Raw genomic sequence first — 23,115 nt, forward strand, 5'->3', positions numbered from 1 at the left:
GCTGTCTCCGGTTTAAAACGTAAAGGATGTCTCCTGCTTCTACCCGAGCAAGCCTGCGAAGGTAACCTCCCGTCACCGCTGTGGCGCCACCATCCGAAAGCGGATATTGATCTCATTGGACACCATACTGTCCGCCCACTCGCCCTCGCCTATCTTGAAGTCGTCACGCTTGAGCACCAGTTGGCCATCGAAGATGCCGATGGAACTCTCCGACTTCAGCAGCACCGGCACACTCACTTCCCGGGTGAGCCCGCGCAGGGACAGTTTGCCGGTGAATTTGTAGCGGTTATTGCCCAACGCCTTGATGGACGTCGATTCGAACGTCGCCACCGGGTAAGTCGCGGTATCGAACCACGCCGGTTTTTGCAGCTCGGTGTTGGCGTCGTCGCTGCCGGCGTCGATGCTGCTCAGGTCGATGGTCAGTGCGGCATGGGCGGCGCCCGGGTTATCGGTGTCGAAGTCGAGGTTGGCCTTGAACTTGCCGAAGGTGCCGTAGGTTCTAGAACCCATCTGCTGATAGGTGAAACTCAAGGTACTGGCCTTGGCGTTGACCTCCTTGTATTCAACGGCGTCAGCGAACGGCGCCAGGCCGAACACCAACGTGCCGGCCAGAGCGATGCAACGCGCGGATCGAAGCTTCATGGCACTCTCCGGGAGGACTCCCGTCTTGAGTTGGCGTGCCGTACACAAAGGCCGGCACCAGATGGACTAAAGCAAACAACCGGCGTTTATTCCACCTCGGCCGTTCAATTGCGACCACCTGCCGATGACCGCCAGCGCTACCCGCACGCCTCGCGTTGCCACGCCCGCCGCAACAGTTCGATCACCTCGGCATCCGAAGTCTGGGAAAAGTCCATGTACCAATGGCCAATCGAAGTGAACCACTCGGGCATCAGCGGGCAAACCAGTTCATCCACCTCGCGGCGCAGCGCCTCCACCGTCTCGATCGGTGCCACCGGCACCGCCACCACGATGCGCGCAGGTTCCTGCAGCCCCAGCGCCTGGATCGCCGCCCGCATCGAAGCGCCGGTGGCCAGGCCGTCGTCGATCAGGATCGCCACCTGATCCTTGAGCTGCACCGGCGGCCGCGTGCCGCGGTAGACCTGCTCGCGGCGCAGCAACTCGCGGCTTTCCCGTTCGACCACGGCATCGAACGCCGCACGGTCAATCGGGTGCACCCGCAGCGCCTCTTCATTACGAATCCGGATGCCACCGCTGGCAATCGCACCCATGGCGTACTCCGGGTGGGATGGCACGCCGAGCTTGCGCACCAGCATCAGGTCCAGGCGAACCTTCAGCGCCGTGGCCACCTCATAAGCCACCGGCACGCCACCACGGGGCAAGGCCAGAACGATGACATCAGGGCGATTGGCGTAAGGCAGCAGCGGCTCGATCAAACGCCGCCCGGCCGCTGGCCGGTCTTGCAGGATGGAATGGGACAAGGGGCTCATGTGAAAACCTCCCCAGGCGATTGCGCCTGTCGGTGAGTCCTGCGCCCACTGATGAGGTTCCTGATTTTCAGTGTACACAAGACTACAAACACCACCGTCCCTGTGGGAGCGGGCTTGCCCGCGAAAGCGTCAGCACAGTCAACATCTACACCACTGAACCACCACAACCGCGAACAGGCAATCAAAAAACCAACTAAACCAACTAAACCAACCGCTCAATCTTCTGATGCTGCCACACCCGTTTGTAATACAGCGTCTGCAACACCAGCATCCCCAGATACGCCACCGGAAACGCCATCCACACCCCCTGCAGCCCGAACTTCGCATCCAGCAGATACGCCGCCGGCAACTGCACCCCCACCACGCAGACAATGGAAATCGCCACCGGCACCATCACCGTGCCGCTGGCGCGCATGATGCCGCCGATGATCGCCTGGAAACCGAACACCAACAGGCTCCAGAGCATGATGTGCAACAGGTGCTGAGCCATGCTCCGCGTCGCTTCTTCCGTGAGAAACGAGGCCAGCAGCCAATGCGACAGCAAGTACCCGAGCACCACCAGACCACCGGTCAGGCACACATTGATCATCAACCCCGTGCGCAGAATCGGCCCCATGCGCTCGATGCGCCCCGCTTCAATCGCCTGCGCCCCGAGGATCGACGCGGTAATCGCAATCGACAACGCCGGGAACTGCACGTAATTGACGATCTGCGTCACCGCGCCATAGGCCGCCGTCGCCTGGGAACCGTGCTGGTTCACCAGCGCCAGAATCACCAGCTCCGACAGCGACAACACCACCATCTGCAACCCGGTGGGCAAACCGATGCGCAGCACCTTGCCGAGAATCGCCATGTCCAGCTTCATCGCCGCAAAAAACTCACGGTCCGGCGCCAGCGGATGGCCCTTGCCAATCAGCCGCCACGCCAGCAACCCCATCGCCACCAGGTTACCCACCAACCCGGCAAACGCCGCACTCTGAATCCCCATCGGCGGCAAGCCAATCCACCCGCGAATCAACGCCGGCGTCAGCGCCAACCCGACCATGGTCGACACCACCAGCGCCAACAACGGCGACAAGGTATCGCTCACCCCGCGCAGCAACTGCGTGAACAGCACAAACACCAACAGCGACGGCATGATCCACAACATCACATGGGCATACGCCACCGCATCGTCCAGCACATCCGCCGGCGTCCCCAACCCCACCAACGCCGAGCGCGCAAACACACTGCCCACCACCGCCGCCGTCAACCCGATCAACACCCCCAGCAACAAGGTTGCCCCGGCGATCGCCTTCACCAGATGCGTCTCCCGCGCCCCCCACGCCTGCCCGATCAACACCCCCGCGCCGGCACCGAGGCCGATCACCAGGGCGATGAAGAAAAACACGATGGGGAACATCCCCGACACCGCCGCCAGCGCCTGGGTGCCAAGCATCTGGCCGATGTAGATGCTGTTGACCGTGCCGGACATGGATTGCAGGAAGTTCGACAGGACCATCGGGGCGAGGAAAAACAGGTAGGTTTTCCAGAGGGGGCGTTGGGGGTTGGGGGTTTGCATGGGCGAAGATCCATCTCGACGGCAGTAGCGATGATTAAGAATAGCGTGGGTGGCTGAAACCAAGGGGCGATGACCATCTCAGGTCTGTGTCTGGATTTCCAGCGACCTGAGGTGAAAGGTCTGAAGTTTCATCCTCAAAGGTCCTACACAAAGCTCGGAATGCCTCACCTTCCCGCGCTGATCTCGTGAGGCTTATAGTCGGCGCCGTCGCCCCAGAATGGCGGCCGGGTTTGGCGACCTGAACACAGAGAATGACCAACTGACGGCCTTGAGCCCATCAAACAGAGATCATTCAAAATGAATCGATACATGCCCCTCACCGGAATCGACCTGGTTCCGGCCTCCCTGCTCATCGACACCCAAGCCCCACTCGACGTCCTGCAAGCCATGGCCGATTACCGGATTCGGACGGTTACACAGGTGCTGGAAAACATCGCCTACCGTTCCGAGCTCGGATGCGACACGGTGGTGCTGGAGGACTTTTCCAAGCTGCTGGTCATTCCGTTGAGGGATGGCTGTGATTTGATGGATGTGATTGGTCGGCGGCTGCGGGCGCAGGCGGCGGAGTAAAAAAAACGGGTGCTCTCGCGCCCGTTTTATTGCTACTCCAGAAAGGGATTACCCATCAGCTTGATTCGAGGCCGCGAAAAACCAATCAGGCGAAGATACTCAATATGCCCGTAACAAAGAGAAGAGCCGCTGGGTAGCGGCTCAACCTGGGAAACCTTCGATGATTCAAACGACTGGACAAGGGAACCGGACGGCCACGAAATGATGGCTACTGTCACCCTTCTCTGGCACCTGCGTTCAGGCACTTGGTGCTGTCAATCAAAGGTATATTTGCCTTCGAGCATGAATGCCGGTTCTCTCCAGTTGGGTCCTCTCACAACTCCGCACCCACTATATTTGATAAACCCGGCATCACACATTTTATGGACAAGGTTCAATAGCCCTATGTTGTTCTCCACATGCGCCCAGTTAGCCAGATTATAAAGACCATCAAGCCGCGGAAGGGAGATGCCTAGTTTATTTTTTGTAAGAAATAGAATTACCTCTTCAGGCTTTTCGTTAAGTACGATGGTTGCAATGACGCTCATTATTTTACCCCTCCAAGTTCCTTGTACTCTCGCTCACTTTGCTTTCGATGCGCTTCTATAGCATCAGGTGTATAGAGCAGTTCAAAAGCATCCTTGACTTTGTAATCCTCCAGCGTCGCGGCATGTGTATTATTCCAAATAACGCCCTCGTCATTCGGTTCTACACCGTCTACCACACCTAATGCTCTGAAACGTTCCAGCTCTCTGATTTCATGAGTATAGAAGCGTTTATCCACTTCTGTGACCACCAATTTACCCAACAGAATTTTTTCCAAGCGCTCAATCATGATGGCATTGGCATCCGAAGGCATGAAGCGTCCCGTATGCAATTTGACCAGGTCAATACCCGCTTGGGTCACGGTAGCACTTGTCCAATCGAGATCGAGGATTGGGCCTCCGGCTTTGGCGGGATTGAAAAGTCGACCGCTGTATTTCCCCCTTGTGGTTGCTCCTTCATAAGGACTATTAAAAACAACGTAGATTGGCGGCAGACCGCTTTCGATCGGAAAGCAGTAAATGCAATCCCTGAAATCAGGCAATTCGAACGCGGGAAAGGTTTCAGGCTGCACAAGCAATGGCGACAGCGTCACTCCAGTGTACGTCGGTACTTGCGCAGGTCGGGCAGGCGAAGTTGTCGAATTGCTTCCCAAGTGAATAATGGGAAAACTGAGGATATTGGGCGGCGTATCGTTTGACGTGAAACTGTAGCTGCTGGTCGTTGGATCGAACACCAATGCTCGCACTGGCACTTTTGCCGAGACACTCCCTCCAACCGGGGTTGCAACAAGTGAGTATTGGTTAAGGTCGCCAACAATCCGATAAGGAAGGTCAATGGTTCCTTCGGCAGCGGCGATTTCACTCAGGTTTGGCGGCAGCTTTGGCAAAAAAGTGCTACCGGGTAGTGTGAGTACTGTTTGAGGAAAGCGTTCGCCGTTAGCAAGAGCAGGTGAATAGAGCAAGGCCCCTATCCCAACAGCAGTGGCCGGACTGATAAGTGCTTCCCCCAACCCTGCCAACAACTTAATGCCTTTATGGATCACTGCCTCGAAGGGCCAACCTTCGGCGAAATGGATGGCAATGGCACCCGCCACAGTTCCCGCCTCTATGTCATTACCAATGTGTAGCCTGTAGGTATAAGCGACTTCACCCCTTGCCAAGGCGCGATGGATTTCAGCGTCTGCAGTTGCGGAAGCGTCCTCCAAAATGCGAACGGCCTCGATTAGAATTCGTTTAACGTAGGCGGCAGTTAGTGATAACAGGAATTCTTCATAAAAACTTAGTCGTACTTCATCATCATCTTTTTCTGACTCCACATCACCTGCAAAATTCTCGGCAATTGTTTCTCTGCCTAGTGACAATGCGTCCACGCCAATATGTAATATTGCATCGCCCCAACTCCCGTGCATTTCGACCCTTTGCAAAAGCTCAACGATGACCACTTTCTTTTTTAAGGCAGCTTCCAACGCATTTAACTCTTGGGACTCAATGGCTGCGGCTATGCATTTCTCTAGATAACCTCGAATATTCGGGGCTCCACCCGAAAAAACATCCTTTATCTGATCGTACACCGAAAGCAACATCTCCACTAATTGTTGGTATTCGTTTCGGGTATTTTTGACGCTCTCAATGCTATACGGCGTAGTAACCGCCGGGACAGTCTTATCCCAAAACAAAATACTATCGAAGCTTGAAGGAAAAACTGAGGCTTCCGCAACTTTAACCGGCAGAGACCCTGACGTTATTAAGGGTGAATTATGATTAACTGCTTTTTGCATATAGCACTCCATGCAACAATATTAATTCCATAGACAGAACAACAGTTATGCCGCAATCACCTAGCAACTTCAACGCATCAACATTTACTACATACGTCGCGCACGAAAGGTTACATCAGATCCAAACAACCTCTGCGACTTTCCAGAAAATCACTCACAGCAAAAGCTGTCGAATTCAATCTGCCATATATGGACTACTAAAATAAAAGAACTGATTTATTTTTATGAAGCCCTTTAAAAATGGCGAATATCGTGTTCGAACGGTTACGCAGGTGCTGGAGAGCTTTGTCTACCGATTCGAACTCGGTTGCGACACGGTGGTGCTGGAAGACTTTTCCAAGCTGCTGGTCATTCCGTTGCGCGATGGTTGTGACTTGATGGATGTGATTGGCAGACGCCTGCGAGCACAAGCAGCGGAGTAAGCGAAAACGGGCGCCAGATCTAATCAGGCGCCCTTTTTGTTTGCGCTGCGTGAAGACGGTTCTGATCACTCCCCCCCAAGTGCCAAACGCCCCTGCCCACAGTCAATTAGCTAAACTTCACGAGTAAACCACTTCGCGAAACCCTGAATATCAGGAGGCGAACAATGAGCAAGCAACCTCAACCCCAAAGTCGCTCCAACCCCCAACCCAGATCCCGTCCGTTGGTGCCGAACCTGCCGAGCAAAACCGGCAACAAGTCCGGTGGCTTGCGCGGTAACTATCCGCTGAAGAAGTCGTAATTGCCTCGGGTGTACGACAGGCTTTGCAATGGAGCCTGTCGTACACCCCGTCACTTCAGCATTACTTGCCTCTATATCGGACATTGTTTTCCACAAGCGACGTCGTTCCGGCCAAGAATGATGGCCAAGGGCTACGCTCCACACGGTTTCTCAAATGCACCTCGTGCATGCCGGCAATCGATTTGCCTCAATGGCTCAAGCGATAAAAATCCTGTGGCGAGGGAGCTTGCTCCCTCGCCACAGGGTCGGTGTCAGGCTTGTCTTCCGGTATCAGTCCACCCCCTGCTTCTTCCCGGTTCGATTACATGGAGTAAGCGTACATGCCCTTCCCCCCTCGTTTCCTCGACCACTACCGCAAAGCCGACCGCATCATGCTGGGCCTGATCTGGTTGATGTTCGCTTTCGCGGTGGGCCTGGCGTTCTGGCACGACACCTTCAAGCAGGCGCTGCTGGTGGGTGGCGGTACCAGCGTGTTGCTGACGCTGGTGTATCGCACCATCGGCGGTTCTCGGTTGATGCGCTGTTTGCTCGGCACAGGCTTGATGGTGATGGCGGCGTTGCACATCAATCAGGCCGAGGGGGTCATTGAGTCGCACTTCGGGATTTTTGCGTTGTTGGCGGTGTTGACGTTTTATCGGGACTGGCTGCCGATTCTGGTGGCGGCGGTGACGATTGCGCTGCATCACGTGGTGTTTCATGTGTTGCAGCATCAGGGGTTTCCGGTGTTCGTGATGGCGCATCACGGTGGCTGGACGATGGTGTTCGTTCACGCCTTTTATGTGCTGATGGAAACGGTCGCGCTGCTCTATCTGGCGGTGCACAGCCAGGCCGATGCGGTGGAGAGCCAGGACATGCTGGACAAGATGCTCGCCGCTACTTCGCAGCTGACAACCGATCCCGGTCAGGGTGACAAGGCGCGGGTGCATGTGTCGCTGGCGCAGCGGTTCGATCAGTTCCTGATGCAAATCACCGCATTGGTGGACGGGGTGGTGCGTGACTCCAACGGCTTGGGTCAGTTGGGCCAGGAGTTGGCCAAGGCCAGCAACACGCTGGAGAAAGGCGCCAAACATCAGTTGACGGAAATCGCGCAGATGACCGGGTCGATGCAGCGCATGGGCGATGCGATGGAGCACATCGTGGTGCAGGTCGAGCATGCCGTTGCACATGCCGGCCAGGCCAGTGTGCAGATCACCCGCGGGCAGGAAAGCGTGAACCGCGCGCGGCAGGAAATCACCCAGCTGGCTTCGCGTCTGGAAGGCACCAACCAGACCGTGCAGGTGCTGGCCGGGCAGGCGCAGCAAATCGGTACGGTGCTGGAGGTGATCAGCAGCATTGCCGAGCAGACCAACTTGCTGGCGCTCAACGCGGCGATTGAAGCGGCACGTGCCGGCGAGCAAGGCCGAGGCTTTGCCGTGGTGGCCGATGAAGTGCGCAGCCTGGCGCAGCGCACGGCGGTGTCCACCAAGGAAATCCGGACCATTATCGAGGCCTTGCAGCAAGGCAGCCGCAAAGCCGTGGAGGCCATGCAGGACAGTCGCGAAGGTGTGGAGCGCTGCGTCGAGGACAGTCAGTTGGCGGCAGCGATGTTGCAGGCGGTCGGCAGCGACATCTCGCAGATCGATGAACTCAATGGGCGAATTTTCACGACGACCCGCGAACAATCCACGGCGAGTGTCGAGATTGTCGGGCGCTTGCAATCGGTGCAGAGCATCGCGCAGAACACGGCGGATGATGTGCAGACGCTGGCGTCGAGCAGTCGGCGCTTGCCGCCTATTGCGACTCGGCTGGATGCGTTGGGGCGCACGTTTCATCAGTGATGCTCGACGCGGGAGGTTGTCCGCTGGTCGAACCGACTTGCTCTACAGATTCTTAATACCTATCTTTGAGTCTATGGACTCAAGATAGGTACTGATCATGGCCGTCCCCCTGCAACCCCAATCCTTCAGCAAGAACCAATGCGTCACCGGCTTGCGCGCCGCGGTGAGCATTCTGGAAAAGTGGCAAGCCACCAGTGACCAGGCCTGTCGCATCCTGCGCATTTCCCGCAGCACCTACACCCGGGCGCGGCAGCGCGATGTGGAGTGGGCTGTGGCGCTGGATGCGGACCAGATGCAGCGCATCAGTTTTGTGCTGAACATTCATGCGACGTTGCGCCTGGTGTTCGACAACCCGGACAACGTGTACGGCTTTGCCTCGATGGCCAATGACAATGAGTTTTTCAATGGCCGCAGCCCGTTGGAGATCATGGCCCAGGGCGACATGATTGCGCTGTATGAAACCTTCCGCCGCATCGACATGTTGCGGGGTGCGCAATGGTGATGGCGAGTGAGCTGGCGGTGTTTGCCGGTCAGTCGTTGCAGGCTTATCGCCTGGTCAATTCGAAGTTTCCGCCCATAGCGTTGTTTGATGACGTCGCGGACGCGGATGAGTTTGAGGTGCTGTTCGAGATTCAGGCGCTGACCAATCCGCGGTTGAAGAATGAAGTGGGTCAGCTTGAGTTGATTGCGCGCAGCGAGATCCCGTTCGGGATTGCCGGGTGCTCTTACGCCATCGCGCCGTTTACCCATGTGAATCCGGCGGGGTCGCGCTTCAGTGACGGCAGTTTCGGGGTGTTGTACCTGGCGGATTCGATGGAAGCGGCGCTGGCCGAAGTGCGGCATCACCAGGCTCTGTATTGGTCGAAGGTGCCGAGCCTGAACTATGAGCGGTTTGTGTTTCGCGGGTTGGCCTGTGCCTTTGGCGATGGCGGGATGAAGGACGCCACCGCCCTGCCGCTGACCGATCCGGTGTATGCGTCGGACGATTACAGCCATTCCCGCGTGCTGGGGCGGGCGGTGCGGGACGCCGGTTGTCCCGGTTTGCGTTATCACTCGGTGCGCATGCCGGGCAGTCATTGCTGGGCGTTGATGACACCGAGGCCGGTCTCTTCGATTGTGCAGACGGCGCATTACGAGATGGTGTGGAATGGGCAGATCACCAGCGTCAGCCAGATCAGCGAGGCTTGAGCCCCGTTGTCAGGCACATGAAAACCTGTGGGAGCGAGCTTGCTCGCGATTGCTGTGTGTCAATCGACACAGATGTTGAATGTGAAACTGCCATCGCGAGCAAGCTCGCTCCCACATGGATCTGCGATCCATTGACCGCATCGATAGTCACCATCAGTTCAATGAAGTTCTCTTAAAAAATCCCCGGCGTAACATCTGCTCCATACCAACCCATAAGCACCCCGGAGCACACCATCATGAAACGCCAGACCCTCCTCAGCATCGCTTTCTCGGTTTTCGCAGTTAACGCTTTCGCCGCAAACTCTGCTCAACCTGTGGTCGCTGAAGGCGGCTCGGATCGTCTGATTGAAAGCCGTGTGGCTGAAGGTGGTTCTGATCGCCTGCTCGAGAATCGTGTGGCCGAAGGTGGTTCGGATCGCCTGCTGGAAAAACGTGTTGCCGAAGGCGGTTCCGACAAGCTCCTGCAAAACCGCGTCGCCGAAGGCGGTTCCGACAAGCTCCTGCAAAACCGTGTTGCCGAAGGTGGCTCCGACCGTCTGATCGAAAGCCGCGCTGTCTGAATGCAGGGCTTTACCGCAGTTCTCAACGAAAAGCCCGGCCTTAACCGCCGGGCTTTTTCGTGCGCATAGAATAAATCAGTCCCAACTACTTCAGCGCCCCCCCTGTAGTGCCTGCTCTTCTTTCATTCAGGATCAAAGGTATATTCACGCGACAAACGGTACCCGTTTTTCGCCACGACCTGTCATTTGTTACAGTTGTCACGCCCCCACTTGTGCCCCCTAATGAACCTGTCGTCTACAGAGGGGACTTGCTCCACTCCTTGCGATGAATTGAAGCAATCAAATCTTCTCTTTGGAGTTTCCGCCGTGAACGAATTTCAAAACGATGCGATTCTCAAGTCCAAACTCGAAAACGATAGATCCCGCACGGGCAGCGTCGAACTCCTGCCTGCACCAATGGTGATGGAGCGGGATGAACGTACCACCATTCTTTATGAAGGCGAGATCGAAGAGTCGGGGGCGATTACTCGACTGGCGGTCTATCCAGGCATGGCGCGCGGCGACCGCATAAAACTGACCTGGGAGAACACTTCAACCGAAATAGTGAAAAAATACTCAACCGAACTGAAAGTCAGCGATCCTGAATCCTTTATCGACATCACAGTGCCGAAGAGTTTTGTGTGCTATTTCATCAATAATCTCGGAAGGTTTCAGGTCACGTATAAGGTCTTCCCCGCCGCTGGTGGCCCCCCGCGGCCTTCCGAATCAACCATCGTCACATCCGTCAAGTTAACGGGTTCCGTGATCCCCGCCCCAAAGGCTCCCGAAGCCAAAGATGGAAATCTGAACTCGCAGCATGATTACCCCGATGGATTGACCATTCTACTCAGTCCCAAGTTGACAATTAACTGCACCTGGACGAGCTACGGTCGGGATGGCCGAATCCTTTATCTTGAGAGATGGAATCCGGAAAGTGACGAGAAGACGGTCGTAGTACCTGAAGTACTGAAACTCATAGAGACAGGCGGAGAAGTTCGTGTCAGCTCCTTTAGTGACAACCCGGAAGAGTATATTTTCGACTCCTTGCCTCTGGTTCTGAAGGTGTTGTAACGCTCGACTGCAACTTCTGCTCAACCTGTAGTCGCTGAAGGCGGCTCGGATCGTCTGATCGAAAGCCGCGCTGTCTGAATGCAGTGCATTACCGCAGGACTCAACGAAAAGCCCGGCCTCAACCGCCGGGCTTTTTCGTGCGGGTGATCAATTCGTCCGTTGTTCCTGCGCTTTCGCATAGCGCGCCAGGCCAATCTTGATGCCAACCAGCAGGGGCGCGGCAAAGACGAACAGCAGGGCCACGGCGAAGAACGCCGTGTCGAACGCAATCACCGTGGCTTGACCAGACACAGCCTTGCCCAGCAGGCTGGTGGCTGCCCCGCCGGCGGTCACCGGGTCCATGCCCTTCCCCGCCAGCATCGCGGTTGTGCTCGTCAGCCGCTCGATGAGCGCGTGCCCACCCGCAGTGACGTGGGTGCCGAGGACCGCGCCGTTAGTGACTGCGTGATGCTCGATCAAGGTCTGCAGCCCGGCGACGCCGATCAGGCCACCCAGCTGACGTCCTGTGTTGAACAGGCCGATGCCGCTGGCCAGGTTGCGGCTGTTGAGGTGGGTGAAGGCAATCAGTGTGATCGACAGAAACAGGAAGCCCAGGCCCAGGCCGCGCAGCAGGATGGCCGCCATCATGTCATCGCTGCCGCTTTCGCTGGTGGAGCCGGACAGCATCCACATCGCCGCCATGATCAGCAAGATGCCCAAGGGCACGGTGGCCACCGGCGGCACGCGGCGGACCTGGAACAACCAGGCGGCGATGAGCAGCGACCCGACAAAAAAACCGCCGCTGGGCAATAGAAGCAACCCGGCATCGGTCGGTGTGAAGGCGAGTACCGACAGGGCGAACGCCGGGATCAGGTAGGCGCTGCCGAACAGCGCGGCACCGGCGACGAAACTGACGATAAAGGCAAAGGTGAAATCGCTCGATTTGAACAGGCTTAAGTCAAGCAGCCCCTGGCCGTCGGCCAGGACCTGTTGGCCGAGAAAGCCCAGCAGTGCGGCGGTACCTAGCACCGTCAGCAGCAGGATGCGCGGCTCCTCGAACCAGTCCCAGCGGCTGCCCTGGCTAAGCACGTAGGTGAAACAGAACAGAGCCGCAGAGAGCAATGAGAACCCGAGCCAGTCAAACGAAGGTTTCCGGCCCCTGGCGGGCATGGAGTGGTCGGCGATGAGCAAGAGGCCGGTCGCTGCCAATGCCAGCGGCACCACGCTGAAGAAAATCCAGGCCCAGGACTGGCTGTCGATCAACCACCCTTGCAGGGCCGGTGCGAGGGTCGCGGACGCAACCACGGCCGCCATGGCGAACAGGGCTTGCAGGATCGGCTGAAGGGCCCGCGGATAACCGCGAAAGATGATCGCCTGGCCCGCCACCAGCAAAGCACCGCCGGCGAAGCCTTGCAGGATGCGCAGTGCGATCAGCAGCTCCAGCCAGGCGCTGACGGCAGCCACGCAGCACGCCATGCCCATGACCAGGGTGGCGCCGATGAGCACGTTGCGTGGAGAAAAGCGCTGCATCAGCCAAGGGGCGAGCATGAACCCGATCAGCTTGAGGGCGATGTAGCCGACATCCAGCCAGGCAAACTCGTCAGGTGTGGCATGGGTGTCGCCGATGATGTCGCTGCGTCCGAGGGCGAGCACGGTGCTGGCGATCGCCTCGGTCAACGCGGCCAGGACGATGCCCGCGATCAGCAGCACGCCGGTCGTCGGCCTGGCGCGACTCATGAGCCGGCCCCTTGCGTAACCTCTACCCGCGCGGACAGCCCCGGCACGATGCGCCCCGGTAGCGGATTGTCAGCCAGGCGGATCTTCACCGGAACGCGCTGTACGACACGTACGAAGTTCCCGGTGGCATTGTCGGGCGGCAGCAGGCTGAAGGCCGAGCCACTGCCCGGTGCAAAGCTGTCGACCACGCCGGCCAGTGCCGCATTGGGATAGCCATCGACCGTGACGCGCACGGGCTGACCGGGGCGAATCTGTTCGAGCTGGGTTTCCTTGAAATTGGCCACGACCCACACATCGTTGACCGGCACGATATCGAGCAGAGCGACACCCGGCGTGACGAAGCGGCCGAGGCGAACCTGACGATTGCCGACCACGCCATCCACCGGCGCATGCACCACGGTGTGATCGAGATCGATTCTGGCGAGATCACGGGCCGCTTCAGCCTGAGCCACCGCTGCCATCGCCGCCTCCCTTTGCGCCACAAACACAGTGATGCGTTGCTGTTGGGCCTCGACCGTTGCCGAAGCGGCCGATACCGACGCCACGGCTCTGGATTGTGCCGTGCCGGTTTCATCGACCAGTGCCTGGCTCACGGCGTTGCTGACGATCAGTTTGCGACTGCGGTCGTGAGTCTTGGCCGCCAGACTCATGTCGGCGGTGGCCGAGCGTCTTTGTGCTTCGGCCTGCCTGATCAGCGCATGCTGAAGCCGGATCTGCGCATCGACATGGGTCAGGTTCGCCCGGGCGGCGCTGACATTGGCCTCGGCTTGCGCAAGTCTGGCGCGATAGTCGCGGTCATCGATACGGAACAGCACATCACCCGCGCGCACGGCCTGGTTGTCCTTGACCTCGAGCGCCGTGACATAGCCGGCGACCTTGGCGGCCAGCGAGGTGACATCCCCGCGGACATAGGCGTTGTCGGTCGAGGTCACGCCACTGGAATACGCCATGACGCCCCAAGCCGCCACGACCACCACCGCCGCGACACACAGCAACAGGCCGATGGTCTTGCGCTGGCTGCGCCGCACCACGACCACCGGCGTTGCGGTGGCAATGGTGGCCTTGTCCTGGAGCGAGTTCATTTTTTCATGTCCTGTTCAGTGCCAAGAACCCTGCAGCCATGGGGCGGCAGGGTCTGCCGCCCGGCTGTCGAGCCTTCATGAGCGGGTTGATCGGCTCACTGCTTGATCGGTGTGACGAGCACCTTTTCCTCGGTGTCGAGGACGAACACCGCCAACAGGCGTGCCGGTTGGGTGTCACTGGCGTTGGCGCTGACCAGGTGCACGGAACCCGGCTCCTCTACGAAGTTTTCGCCGACCTTGTAGATATGTTCCGGCTGGCCTTTGACGTGGATGCGAAACGAACCTTCCAGCACCGTCGCATAGATGAAAGCCGTTTTCGGATGGGTGTGGGCCGGTGACGCGGCACCTGGCCCATACTCGACGACCACACCCCTCATACTCTTGCCGGGGATATTGGGAATGGGACGATCGAACACCACCGTCACCTTGCCGGGGGGCGGCTCGGCGGCCGAGGCGGTGCTGATCGAGAGCGCTGCGAACACAGCGGCCATTAGCAATCGGGTAACCATGGGATGTCTCCTGGATGCATAGGGAAATGAGAGGTGAGATCCGTTACTGCGCTGTCGACCGGGCCAGCCAGTCGTCGAAGCGAATCGCCCCCAGGCGTGCGTTCTTGCCGGTGACCAGCGATTGATCGTCGAGCACGGCGCCGAAGTAACGGGCATGTACATCCGGCACGACCTTGCGGTTGTCCTGGGTCGCCCGCAGATAGCGCCTGGCCAGTTCGTCGATCGGCATGGTTTCCGGGCCGCCCACTTCAACCGTGCCATTGAGCGGTGCTGCCAGGACGACATCGGCCAGCGCCGCTACCACGTCGTCGGACGCAATCGGCTGGATCAGCGCCGGCGAAGCATGAATCTCATCGCCGACGGTGAACGACTGGACAATGCCGGCGGCAAACTCGGAGAACTGCGTGGCACGCACAATGGTGTAGGGAATGCCAGACGCCTTGATAAGGGCCTCCTGCGCGACCTTGGCCCGGAAGTAACCGGTATCGGGAAGCCGTTCGCTGCCGACAATCGACAGGGCCACGTGATGACGAACCCCGGCGGCGGCTTCGGCGGCCAGCAGGTTACGACTGGAGGTCTGGAAGAAATCGAGAACGGCCTGGTCCTCCCACGACGGCGCGTTCGCCACGTCGACCACCACGTCAGCACCATCCATCGCTTCGGCCAGGCCTTCGCGGGTGATGCTGTTCACGCCCGTGCTGGGGCTGGCGGCGAGCGCATCATGGCCGCGCTCGCGAAGGGTGTTCACAAGTTTCGATCCGATGAGGCCGGAGCCTCCGATGACGACGATCTTCATGACTGTTCTCCACTTGTCGACTGCAACCATTGCGTCGGTGTAGAGAGATTGCCTGCACGGGCAAGGCAAGTCCTTGCGCCGGGCTTGGGTTTGCCTTGGCGAGCGCTTGGATTTTTGTCCAAGGCAACTGACGGTCGTCCAGCCCCCCTTGCCGCTGACGGTGCAGCGGCTGTCGAGCTGCCGTATCATCATTTTCAGTCACAACCAGCCGCCTGGGGATGCCCGTCTTGCCATTCAGTTTTGAAGATTACGTACTCGATCAGGAACGCCGGGAGCTGACCCTGCGCGGGCAAGTCGTGGCCGTCGGACCGCAGGTTTTCGACCTGTTGCTGCTGTTCGTCAACAATCCCGACCGCGTCGTCAGCAAGGACGAATTGCTCAAGGCGGTGTGGGGCGACCGGATCGTTTCGGAATCGACGATCACCAGCCACATCAATGCCGTGCGCAAGGCCATCGGCGATACCGGTGAGGAGCAGCGCCTGGTACGCACCGTCGCCCGCAAAGGCTACCGCTTCGTTGGCCAGATCAACGGCGACTTGAGCGGGCAAGCGCGACAACCCGAAGACGATGAACGCCCGACCGCCGCCCCGAAGCCAACCCCCTCCCCTGCGCTGGTCCTGCCGGACAAACCCTCGATCACCGTCCTGCCCTTCCAGAACCTGAGCGGTGATCCGGAGCAGGAATACTTCGCCGACGGTGTCGTGGAGGACATCATCGCCGCCCTGTCGCGTCTTCGCTGGCTGTTCGTCATCGCGCGCAATTCGAGCTTCACCTACAAGGGCCAGACCGTGGACGCCCGGGGCGTTGGCCAGGCGCTGGGCGTTCGCTATGTGCTCGAAGGCAGTGTGCGCAAGAGCGGGAACAAGCTGCGCATTACCGGGCAACTGATCGACGCGACAAGCGGCACGCACATCTGGGCCGAGCGCTTCGAAGGCCTGCTTGACGATATCTTCGAGCTGCAGGACCAAATCACCGAGAGCGTCGTGGGCGCGATCGCGCCGCAACTGGAGCGGGCAGAAATCGAACGCGCCAAGCGCAAGCCGACGGAAAGCCTGGACGCCTACGACTACTACCTGCGGGCCATGGCCAAACTGCACAGCGGCAGCCGGGAAGCCATCGAGCAGGCGCTGCCGATGTTCTACCAGGCCATCGAACTCGATGGAGAATTTGCCTCAGCCTATGGCATGGCTGCCTGGTGCCACTTCTGGCGCAAGCTCAATGGCTGGATGGTCGATCGACCTGCAGAAATCGCCGAGGGCATACGGTTGGCGCGGCTGGCGGTGGCCCTGGGCCGCGATGATGCCGTCGCATTGACCCGGGGCGGACATGCGCTGGCCCATCTCGCCGGCGAAGTCGACGGCGGCATTGCCCTGCTCGACCGGGCGCGCCTGCTCAACCCCAACCTCGCCCCCGCCTGGTTTCTGGGCGGTATCCTGCGGGCGCTGCGCGGTGAAACGGACGCGGCCATCGAGCATCTGAACCATGCCGTTCGCTTGAGCCCGCTGGACCCGGAAATGTTCAGGATGCAGGTCGGCATGGCGCTGGCGCATTTCTTCGCCGGGCACTTCGATGCCGCTGCGGCCTGGGCGGACAAGGCTCTGGGTAACCTGCCCAGCCTGCTGGTCGCCGCGGCACTGGTGGCGGCCAGTCATGCGCTCGGCGGTCGAATGGACAAAGCGAATCTGGCGATGCAACGCCTGCAAGCGCTGGATCCCTCTTTGCGCCTGTGCACCCTCAAGGACTGGCTGCCCATTCAACGGCCTGAGGATTTCGCCCGTTTCGTCGATGGACTACGACTGGCGGGATTGCCGGAGTAAAGGAGACACCCCTGACCTGTAGGAGCGAGCCTGCTCGCGATGGTCGTCAACGATGACGCGGGTCTTCTGATTAAACGCGGTGTCCTGAAGTCCATCGCGAGCAAGCTCGCTCCTACAGGGGACCAGGGGCCAGGTCGTGCGATGGCTTTTACCTGGCAATAGTTGCACATTGCTACGGTAGGCTAAGCTTTGAGCAACTCGTTGCTCATGATGCTCGGTTCTGCAGGTTTTGGGTGTTTCTGGAGAGCGTCTGCAACAGCGATCTCAGACTGGCCAAAACCTTTCACGCAGGATTGCCGTGATGACCGAGCCCCTCCTCAGCTTTGATGCACTCAAACGCGCCGCTGCCGCCGGAGAAATCGATACCGTGCTGGTCTGCATGGTCGACATGCAGGGACGCCTGGTCGGCAAGCGCTTCCAGGTCGAGTTTTTCATCGACAGCGGCCACGAAGAAACCCATTGCTGCAACTACCTGTTGGCCGACGACATCGACATGGAGCCCGTGCCGGGTTACGCCGCGGCCAGTTGGAGCAAGGGCTACGGCGATTTTGTGCTCAAGCCCGACATGTCCACCCTGCGGCGCGTGCCCTGGCTGGAATGCACGGCGCTGGTGCTGTGCGACGTGCTCGATCATCACCATCGCCAGGACCTGCCCCACAGCCCGCGGGCGATTCTGAAAAAGCAGGTCGAGCGTCTGCGCGAGCGTGGCTATACCGGCATGTTTGCCTCGGAACTCGAGTTCTATCTGTTCGATGAGAGTTACGAGGCGATCCACAAGCGCAACTATCACAAGCCAAAAACCGCCGGCCATTACATCGAGGACTACAACATCCTCCAGACCACCCGCGAGGAGCCGGTGCTGCGGGCGATTCGCAAGCATCTGCAGGCCTCGGGCATTCCCGTGGAAAACTCCAAGGGCGAATGGGGCCCGGGCCAGGAAGAGATCAACATCCGCTACGCCGATGCCATGACCATGGCCGACCACCACGTCATCATCAAGCACGCCTGCAAAGAGATCGCGCAGTTGCAGGGCAAGGCGATCACCTTCATGGCCAAGTGGCGCTACGACGCCGCCGGTTCCAGCAGTCACATCCATAATTCGTTGTGGGACAAGAACGCGAAAAAGCCGCTGTTCTTCGACGCGAAAGCCGAATTCGGCATGTCGAAACTGATGCGTGCCTGGGTCGCCGGGCAGCTCAAGTACGCCAACGACATCACCTGCTTTCTCGCGCCCTACATCAACTCCTACAAGCGCTTCCAGGCCGGCACCTTTGCGCCGACGCGGGCGGTGTGGAGCCGCGACAATCGCACCGCGGGCTTTCGCTTGTGTGCCGAAGGCAGCAAGTCCATCCGCATCGAATGCCGCATCGGCGGCGCCGACCTCAACCCCTATCTGGCCTTCGCCGCGTTGATCGCGGCGGGCCTGGCCGGCATCGACGAAAAGCTCGATCTCATCCCGCCATTCGAAGGGGATGCCTACCAGGACGAGCATTTGCCGGAAGTGTCCAAGACCCTGCGCGAGGCGAGCGCCGCCCTCAAGGCCTCCGGCATGTTGCGCGAGGCGTTCGGCGATGAGGTGGTCGACCATTACGTGCACACCGCCGAGTGGGAACAGAAAGAGTACGACCGGCGAATCACCGACTGGGAACTGCAGCGCGGCTTCGAGCGCTATTGAGAACATCATGACTGCGAAGGTGCAATTGATCTCCCCGGTCGATGGCCGGGTGTACGTCGAACGAGAGATGGCCGATGCGGTGCAGGTCGAGCAGGCGCTGACCGCCGCTGCCAGCGCACAGGCGGCATGGCAACGCCGCTCACTGAGCGAACGCGCAGCATTTTGCAGTGCCGCAGTGGACGCGATGTTGTCGATGCAGGCGGACATCGTGCCGGAACTGGCCTGGCAGATGGGGCGCCCGGTGCGCTATGGCGCCAGCGAACTGCGCGGATTTGCCGAACGCGCCCGGCACATGATCGCCATCGCGCCGCAAGCGCTGGCCGATATAGAGCCGGAGCCTGTGGCGGGTTTTCGACGCTACATCAAACGCGAGCCGCTGGGCACGGTGCTGGTGGTCGCGCCGTGGAACTACCCCTATTTGACGGCGGTTAACACGATCATCCCGGCGTTGATGGCCGGCAACAGCGTGATCCTCAAGCATGCGTCGCAGACGCTGCTGGTGGGCGAGCGTTTCGCCGAGGCCATGCGCCGCGCCCATCTGCCGGACGGCCTGTTCCACAATCTGCTGCTCGATCATCGGCAGACCGCCGCGATCATTGATTCGGGTCGAGTACAGCAGGTCAACTTCACCGGTTCAGTCGATGCCGGCAAGGCCATGGAAAGCGCCGCCACGGGACGCTTCATCGGCGTGGGCCTGGAGCTCGGCGGCAAGGATCCGGCCTACGTGCGGGCTGACGCCAACCTCGAGCATGCGGTGGAAAACCTGGTGGACGGCAGTTTCTTCAATTCCGGGCAGAGTTGCTGCGCCGTGGAACGCATCTACGTCGACCAGAAAATCTTCCCGGTATTTGTCGAGCGCTTCGCCGAACTGACCCGCCAGTACGTGCTGGGCAACCCGCTGGACGAAGCCACCACCCTCGGTCCGATGGTGACACCGGGTGCCGCGTTTTTCGTTCGTGGCCAGATCGCCGAAGCGTTGGCCCAGGGCGCGACGGCGCTGATCGATCCGCAGGCCTTTCCCGCCGACGTGCCGGGCAGTGCCTACCTCGCGCCGCAGGTGCTGGTCGATGTCAGCCATCAAATGTCGGTCATGCGCGATGAGAGCTTTGGCCCGGTGGTCGGCATCATGCCGGTGGCCAGCGATGACGAGGCCCTTGCCTTGATGAACGACAGTGAGTTCGGGCTCAGCGCGTCCATCTGGACCCGGGACCTCGCAGCGGCCGAACGCCTGGGCAACCAGATCGCCACAGGCACGCTGTTCATGAACCGCTGCGATTACCTGGACCCGGCGCTGGCCTGGACCGGCGTGAAGAACAGCGGGCGCGGCGTCACCCTGTCGCCACTGGGCTACGAGCACCTGACCCGGGCCAAATCCTTTCATCTGCGTCACGAGGTGTAGACCATGAACCTGACAGGAAACTGGAACTACCCCACGAGCGTTCGGTTCGGCGTCGGGCGCATCGCCGAGCTGGCCGACGTCTGTCGCAGCCAGGGTATCGAGCGCCCCTTGCTGGTCACCGACAGCGGCCTGGCCCGTGCGCCGATCACCACGGCGGCACTGGACGCGCTACGCACCGCCGGCCTGGGCGTCGCGTTGTTCTGTGACCTCAAGCCCAATCCGGTCGAAGCCAACCTGGCCGGCGGGCTCGACGCCTGGCGTGCCGGCAAACATGACGGTGTGATCGCCTTCGGCGGCGGCAGTGGCCTGGACATGGGCAAGCTGATTGCCTTCATGAGCGGCCAGACGCGCCCGGTCTGGGACTTCGAAGACATCGGCGACTACTGGACCCGCGCCGACGACAGCCGCATCGCCCCGGTCATTGCCGTGCCGACCACGGCGGGGACCGGCTCGGAAGTCGGGCGTGCGGCGGTGATCATCGACGAGCGCACCCACACCAAACGCATCATCTTCCACCCGAAAATGATGCCGCGCGTGGTCATCAGTGACCCGGCCCTCACCGTCGGCATGCCCGCCAAGGTCACCGCCGGCACGGGCATGGACGCGTTATCGCATTGCCTGGAAGCGTACTGCGCCCCCGGTTTTCATCCCCTGGCCGATGGCATTGCGGTGGAAGGCATGCGCCTGGTGGCCAACGCCCTGGTGAAAGCCGTACACACGCCGTCGGACCTCGAGGCGCGCGCACAAATGCTCGCGGCGGCGGCCATGGGCGCCACGGCATTCCAGAAAGGCCTGGGCGGGATGCATGCGCTTTCCCATCCGGTGGGTGCGCTGTACGACACCCATCACGGCATGACCAACGCCACCTTCATGCCCTATGTGCTGCAATTCAATCGCACGGCCATCGAGGAGCGCATCACCCGCCTGGCGGCGTACCTGCGCCTGCCCTCGCCGGGGTTCGACAGTTTCCTGGCCTTCGTCCTCAAGCTGCGCAAGGACATCGGCGTGCCCCATACGCTGGTTGAACTGGGCGTGGATGACCGGCAGGCGGACCTGATCGCGGACATGGCGATTGTCGACCCCTCGGCAGGTGGCAACCCGCTGCCCTTGACCCGGGACGGTGTGGCAAAGATTTTCGACGCGGCACTTCACGGCCGTCTGTAGGAGCGAGCCTGCTCGCTCCTACAGAAAACCAAGGTCGAGCCTACGGCGGCTCAGTTCGGCCTGTCCAAAACCTGAAAAGGGGCACACAACAATGAACCCAACAAGCCAGCCGGGCACCGACACACACGACGATGACGTCAAGGTGCTGCACAGCATGGGCTACGCCCAGCAACTCTCACGACGAATGGGTGTTTTCTCCAACTTCGCCATTTCCTTTTCGATCATCTGCATCCTTTCCGGCGGCATCAACTCACTGGCCCAGGGCACCTCGGGCGCCGGTGGCATATCCATCGGGATCGGCTGGCCGATCGGCTGCCTGATCTCCGGGGTATTCGCCATGGCCATGGCGCAGATTTCCTCGGCCTACCCCACCGCCGGCGGCCTCTACCACTGGGGCTCGATCCTCGGTAACCGCTTCACTGGCTGGCTGACCGCGTGGTTCAACCTGCTGGGGCTGGTCACGGTGCTGGGCGCGATCAACGTCGGCACCTATTACTTCTTTTTCGGTGCCTTCGGACCGGCACTGGGCATGGAGGACACGACCACGGTCAGAGTGATTTTCCTGGCAATCCTCACGGGCCTGCAGGCCTTGTGCAACCACTTGGGTATCGGCCTGACGGCCAAGCTCACCGACTTCTCCGGCTACCTGATCTTCGCCACGGCGCTGGCGCTGACCATCGTCTGCCTGATCTCGGCACCCAGCTACGAATTCGCACGGCTGTGGACCTTCGGCAACTATTCCGGCGAAGCGGGCGGCAGCGTCTGGCCGCAGGTCTCCAACGGCTGGGTTTTCATGCTCGGCCTGCTGTTGCCGATCTACACCATCACCGGCTATGACGCCTCGGCGCATACCTCCGAGGAAACCCGCAACGCGGCCATGTCGGTGCCCCGTGGCATGGTCATGTCGGTGGTCTGGTCGTTGCTGTTCGGCTGGCTGATGCTCAGTGCGTTCGTGCTGATGCTGCCGAGCATGGACGAAGCGGCCAAGCAAGGCTGGAACGTGTTTTTCTGGGCCATGAACACCCAGGTCAACCCGACCTTGAAACTGGTGCTTTTCGTGGCAATTTTCATCTCGCAGGTACTCTGCGGGCTGGCCACCGTTACCTCGGTTTCACGCATGATCTTCGCCTTCTCCCGGGACGGCGGCCTGCCCTGCTCCAAAGCCCTGTCCTCCGTCTCGCCGACCTTTCGCAGCCCGGTGGCGGCCATCTGGACCGGTGCCACCCTTGCCGTACTGTTCGACTGGGGCTCGTCGGTGATCTCGGTCGGGGCAACGCCGGTCTACACAATCGTGGTGTCCTGCACGGTGATCTTCCTGTTTTTCTCCTTCGCCATCCCCATCGTGCTCGGCCTGTTCACCTACGGGACGTCGAAGTGGCCGACCATGGGGCCATGGAACATGGGGCGATTCTGGTACTCGGTGTTCGCCACCCTCTCGATCCTGTCGATGATCATCATTTTCGTCATCGGCATCCAGCCACCGAACGATTGGGCGCTGTACATCACCATCGGCTTCCTGGTCCTGACCGCCATCGTCTGGTTCGGTTTTGAAGCCCGACGCTTCCAGGGGCCACCGGTGGGCGACATGATCGTCAAGCGCCAGGCTGAAATCGCTGCGGCGGAAGCGGCGTTGAACCGGAAATAGAGCGAGCAATGAGTAACCTGTGGGAGCGAGCTTGCTCGCGATGGCGGCGTGTCAGGCGCCATGGATGCTGGATGTGCCGGCCTTATCGCGAG

General features: G+C 60.0%; 22 protein-coding genes. 13 read left to right on the plus strand and 9 right to left on the minus strand.

Going from position 1 to position 23,115, the window contains the following annotated elements; genetic code table 11:
* Positions 1–72 precede the first annotated feature (72 nt).
* The 3 genes from KSS91_RS18095 to KSS91_RS18105 form a co-directional block, all read right to left on the minus strand.
* The gene (locus tag KSS91_RS18095) at positions 73–642 is read right to left on the minus strand and encodes a YceI family protein (protein WP_217835651.1); all 570 of its coding nucleotides are present in this window, start codon (positions 640–642) and stop codon (positions 73–75) included.
* Positions 643–779: 137 nt separating this feature from the next.
* Positions 780–1,451, minus strand: coding sequence for a phosphoribosyltransferase (locus tag KSS91_RS18100; RefSeq protein WP_217835652.1), 672 nt, complete (start codon positions 1,449–1,451; stop codon positions 780–782).
* A 202-nt stretch (positions 1,452–1,653) separates the two neighbouring features.
* A complete protein-coding gene (locus KSS91_RS18105; protein ID WP_217835653.1) occupies positions 1,654–3,012 on the minus strand; it encodes an MATE family efflux transporter in 1,359 nt (452 codons plus the stop codon).
* Between the two features lie 297 nt (positions 3,013–3,309).
* Here KSS91_RS18105 and KSS91_RS18110 point away from each other — a divergent pair, with 297 nt between their 5' ends.
* Complete coding sequence (locus KSS91_RS18110; protein ID WP_095946406.1) at positions 3,310–3,582, plus strand: hypothetical protein; 273 nt, start codon at positions 3,310–3,312, stop codon at positions 3,580–3,582.
* Positions 3,583–3,836: 254 nt separating this feature from the next.
* Here the strand turns inward: KSS91_RS18110 and KSS91_RS18115 are convergent, their stop codons facing one another.
* Both KSS91_RS18115 and KSS91_RS18120 read right to left on the minus strand, forming a co-directional pair.
* Complete coding sequence (locus tag KSS91_RS18115; protein ID WP_126046319.1) at positions 3,837–4,109, minus strand: hypothetical protein; 273 nt, start codon at positions 4,107–4,109, stop codon at positions 3,837–3,839.
* On the minus strand, positions 4,109–5,884 hold the full coding sequence (locus KSS91_RS18120; RefSeq protein WP_217835654.1) for an S-type pyocin domain-containing protein: 1,776 nt from the start codon (positions 5,882–5,884) through the stop codon (positions 4,109–4,111). Before KSS91_RS18120 ends, KSS91_RS18115 begins: the two co-directional genes overlap by 1 nt.
* A 224-nt stretch (positions 5,885–6,108) precedes the next feature.
* Between KSS91_RS18120 and KSS91_RS18125 the strand changes: the two genes are divergently transcribed.
* The 7 genes from KSS91_RS18125 (at position 6,109) to KSS91_RS18150 (ending at position 11,220) form a co-directional block, all read left to right on the plus strand.
* Positions 6,109–6,306 (plus strand): hypothetical protein, encoded by a 198-nt coding sequence (locus tag KSS91_RS18125; RefSeq protein ID WP_217838483.1) that lies wholly within the window; start codon positions 6,109–6,111, stop codon positions 6,304–6,306.
* A gap of 164 nt (positions 6,307–6,470) precedes the next feature.
* On the plus strand, positions 6,471–6,605 hold the full coding sequence (locus tag KSS91_RS28505; RefSeq protein WP_263986894.1) for a hypothetical protein: 135 nt from the start codon (positions 6,471–6,473) through the stop codon (positions 6,603–6,605).
* 320 nt (positions 6,606–6,925) lie between these two features.
* Positions 6,926–8,422 (plus strand): methyl-accepting chemotaxis protein, encoded by a 1,497-nt coding sequence (locus KSS91_RS28585; RefSeq protein ID WP_217835655.1) that lies wholly within the window; start codon positions 6,926–6,928, stop codon positions 8,420–8,422.
* Between the two features lie 97 nt (positions 8,423–8,519).
* Entirely contained in the window at positions 8,520–8,924 is a 405-nt protein-coding gene (locus KSS91_RS18135) for an antitoxin Xre-like helix-turn-helix domain-containing protein (RefSeq protein ID WP_095966432.1), read from the plus strand.
* Positions 8,918–9,610, plus strand: coding sequence for an RES family NAD+ phosphorylase (locus tag KSS91_RS18140; RefSeq protein ID WP_217835656.1), 693 nt, complete (start codon positions 8,918–8,920; stop codon positions 9,608–9,610). Before KSS91_RS18135 ends, KSS91_RS18140 begins: the two co-directional genes overlap by 7 nt.
* Before the next feature lie 236 nt (positions 9,611–9,846).
* On the plus strand, positions 9,847–10,170 hold the full coding sequence (locus tag KSS91_RS18145) for a hypothetical protein (RefSeq protein ID WP_217835657.1): 324 nt from the start codon (positions 9,847–9,849) through the stop codon (positions 10,168–10,170).
* A 306-nt stretch (positions 10,171–10,476) separates the two neighbouring features.
* Positions 10,477–11,220 carry a hypothetical protein gene (locus KSS91_RS18150; RefSeq protein WP_217835658.1) on the plus strand — a complete coding sequence of 248 codons (744 nt, stop codon included), beginning with the start codon at positions 10,477–10,479 and terminating at the stop codon, positions 11,218–11,220.
* Between the two features lie 147 nt (positions 11,221–11,367).
* On the opposite strand, the gene KSS91_RS18155 is transcribed toward KSS91_RS18150, so the two are convergent.
* From KSS91_RS18155 to KSS91_RS18170, 4 genes are all read right to left on the minus strand, one after another.
* On the minus strand, positions 11,368–12,936 hold the full coding sequence (locus tag KSS91_RS18155) for a DHA2 family efflux MFS transporter permease subunit (protein ID WP_217835659.1): 1,569 nt from the start codon (positions 12,934–12,936) through the stop codon (positions 11,368–11,370).
* Entirely contained in the window at positions 12,933–14,018 is a 1,086-nt protein-coding gene (locus tag KSS91_RS18160) for an HlyD family secretion protein (RefSeq protein ID WP_217835660.1), read from the minus strand. The genes KSS91_RS18155 and KSS91_RS18160 overlap by 4 nt, the downstream gene beginning before the upstream one ends.
* 95 nt (positions 14,019–14,113) lie before the next feature.
* Positions 14,114–14,527, minus strand: a complete 414-nt coding sequence (locus tag KSS91_RS18165; protein WP_217835661.1) for a cupin domain-containing protein — start codon at positions 14,525–14,527, stop codon at positions 14,114–14,116.
* A gap of 43 nt (positions 14,528–14,570) precedes the next feature.
* The gene (locus tag KSS91_RS18170; RefSeq protein WP_217838442.1) at positions 14,571–15,323 is read right to left on the minus strand and encodes an SDR family oxidoreductase; all 753 of its coding nucleotides are present in this window, start codon (positions 15,321–15,323) and stop codon (positions 14,571–14,573) included.
* A gap of 227 nt (positions 15,324–15,550) precedes the next feature.
* On the opposite strand from KSS91_RS18170, the gene KSS91_RS18175 reads away from it, so the two are divergent.
* From KSS91_RS18175 to KSS91_RS18195, 5 genes are all read left to right on the plus strand, one after another.
* Positions 15,551–17,140, plus strand: a complete 1,590-nt coding sequence (locus KSS91_RS18175; protein ID WP_217835662.1) for a winged helix-turn-helix domain-containing tetratricopeptide repeat protein — start codon at positions 15,551–15,553, stop codon at positions 17,138–17,140.
* Positions 17,141–17,441: 301 nt separating this feature from the next.
* The gene (locus KSS91_RS18180) at positions 17,442–18,815 is read left to right on the plus strand and encodes a glutamine synthetase family protein (RefSeq protein ID WP_126046330.1); all 1,374 of its coding nucleotides are present in this window, start codon (positions 17,442–17,444) and stop codon (positions 18,813–18,815) included.
* A gap of 7 nt (positions 18,816–18,822) precedes the next feature.
* On the plus strand, positions 18,823–20,214 hold the full coding sequence (locus KSS91_RS18185; protein WP_217835663.1) for an aldehyde dehydrogenase family protein: 1,392 nt from the start codon (positions 18,823–18,825) through the stop codon (positions 20,212–20,214).
* A 3-nt stretch (positions 20,215–20,217) separates the two neighbouring features.
* On the plus strand, positions 20,218–21,378 hold the full coding sequence (locus KSS91_RS18190) for an iron-containing alcohol dehydrogenase (protein WP_217835664.1): 1,161 nt from the start codon (positions 20,218–20,220) through the stop codon (positions 21,376–21,378).
* 91 nt (positions 21,379–21,469) lie between these two features.
* Positions 21,470–23,023 (plus strand): amino acid permease, encoded by a 1,554-nt coding sequence (locus KSS91_RS18195; RefSeq protein WP_217835665.1) that lies wholly within the window; start codon positions 21,470–21,472, stop codon positions 23,021–23,023.
* Positions 23,024–23,115 lie beyond the last annotated feature (92 nt).

The organism is Pseudomonas azerbaijanorientalis (genome assembly GCF_019139795.1).
Taxonomy (GTDB): Bacteria; Pseudomonadota; Gammaproteobacteria; order Pseudomonadales; family Pseudomonadaceae; genus Aquipseudomonas; species Aquipseudomonas laurylsulfatiphila.

Coding starts and splice junctions, on each gene's coding strand:
- KSS91_RS18095 (WP_217835651.1), bottom strand. CDS start 642: ATGAAGCTTCGATCCGCGCGTTGCATCGCTCTGGCCGGCACGTTGGTG.
- KSS91_RS18100 (WP_217835652.1), bottom strand. CDS start 1,451: ATGAGCCCCTTGTCCCATTCCATCCTGCAAGACCGGCCAGCGGCCGGG.
- KSS91_RS18105 (WP_217835653.1), bottom strand. CDS start 3,012: ATGCAAACCCCCAACCCCCAACGCCCCCTCTGGAAAACCTACCTGTTT.
- KSS91_RS18110 (WP_095946406.1), top strand. CDS start 3,310: ATGAATCGATACATGCCCCTCACCGGAATCGACCTGGTTCCGGCCTCC.
- KSS91_RS18115 (WP_126046319.1), bottom strand. CDS start 4,109: ATGAGCGTCATTGCAACCATCGTACTTAACGAAAAGCCTGAAGAGGTA.
- KSS91_RS18120 (WP_217835654.1), bottom strand. CDS start 5,884: ATGCAAAAAGCAGTTAATCATAATTCACCCTTAATAACGTCAGGGTCT.
- KSS91_RS18125 (WP_217838483.1), top strand. CDS start 6,109: ATGAAGCCCTTTAAAAATGGCGAATATCGTGTTCGAACGGTTACGCAG.
- KSS91_RS28505 (WP_263986894.1), top strand. CDS start 6,471: ATGAGCAAGCAACCTCAACCCCAAAGTCGCTCCAACCCCCAACCCAGA.
- KSS91_RS28585 (WP_217835655.1), top strand. CDS start 6,926: ATGCCCTTCCCCCCTCGTTTCCTCGACCACTACCGCAAAGCCGACCGC.
- KSS91_RS18135 (WP_095966432.1), top strand. CDS start 8,520: ATGGCCGTCCCCCTGCAACCCCAATCCTTCAGCAAGAACCAATGCGTC.
- KSS91_RS18140 (WP_217835656.1), top strand. CDS start 8,918: ATGGTGATGGCGAGTGAGCTGGCGGTGTTTGCCGGTCAGTCGTTGCAG.
- KSS91_RS18145 (WP_217835657.1), top strand. CDS start 9,847: ATGAAACGCCAGACCCTCCTCAGCATCGCTTTCTCGGTTTTCGCAGTT.
- KSS91_RS18155 (WP_217835659.1), bottom strand. CDS start 12,936: ATGAGTCGCGCCAGGCCGACGACCGGCGTGCTGCTGATCGCGGGCATC.
- KSS91_RS18160 (WP_217835660.1), bottom strand. CDS start 14,018: ATGAACTCGCTCCAGGACAAGGCCACCATTGCCACCGCAACGCCGGTG.
- KSS91_RS18165 (WP_217835661.1), bottom strand. CDS start 14,527: ATGGTTACCCGATTGCTAATGGCCGCTGTGTTCGCAGCGCTCTCGATC.
- KSS91_RS18170 (WP_217838442.1), bottom strand. CDS start 15,323: ATGAAGATCGTCGTCATCGGAGGCTCCGGCCTCATCGGATCGAAACTT.
- KSS91_RS18180 (WP_126046330.1), top strand. CDS start 17,442: ATGACCGAGCCCCTCCTCAGCTTTGATGCACTCAAACGCGCCGCTGCC.
- KSS91_RS18185 (WP_217835663.1), top strand. CDS start 18,823: ATGACTGCGAAGGTGCAATTGATCTCCCCGGTCGATGGCCGGGTGTAC.
- KSS91_RS18190 (WP_217835664.1), top strand. CDS start 20,218: ATGAACCTGACAGGAAACTGGAACTACCCCACGAGCGTTCGGTTCGGC.
- KSS91_RS18195 (WP_217835665.1), top strand. CDS start 21,470: ATGAACCCAACAAGCCAGCCGGGCACCGACACACACGACGATGACGTC.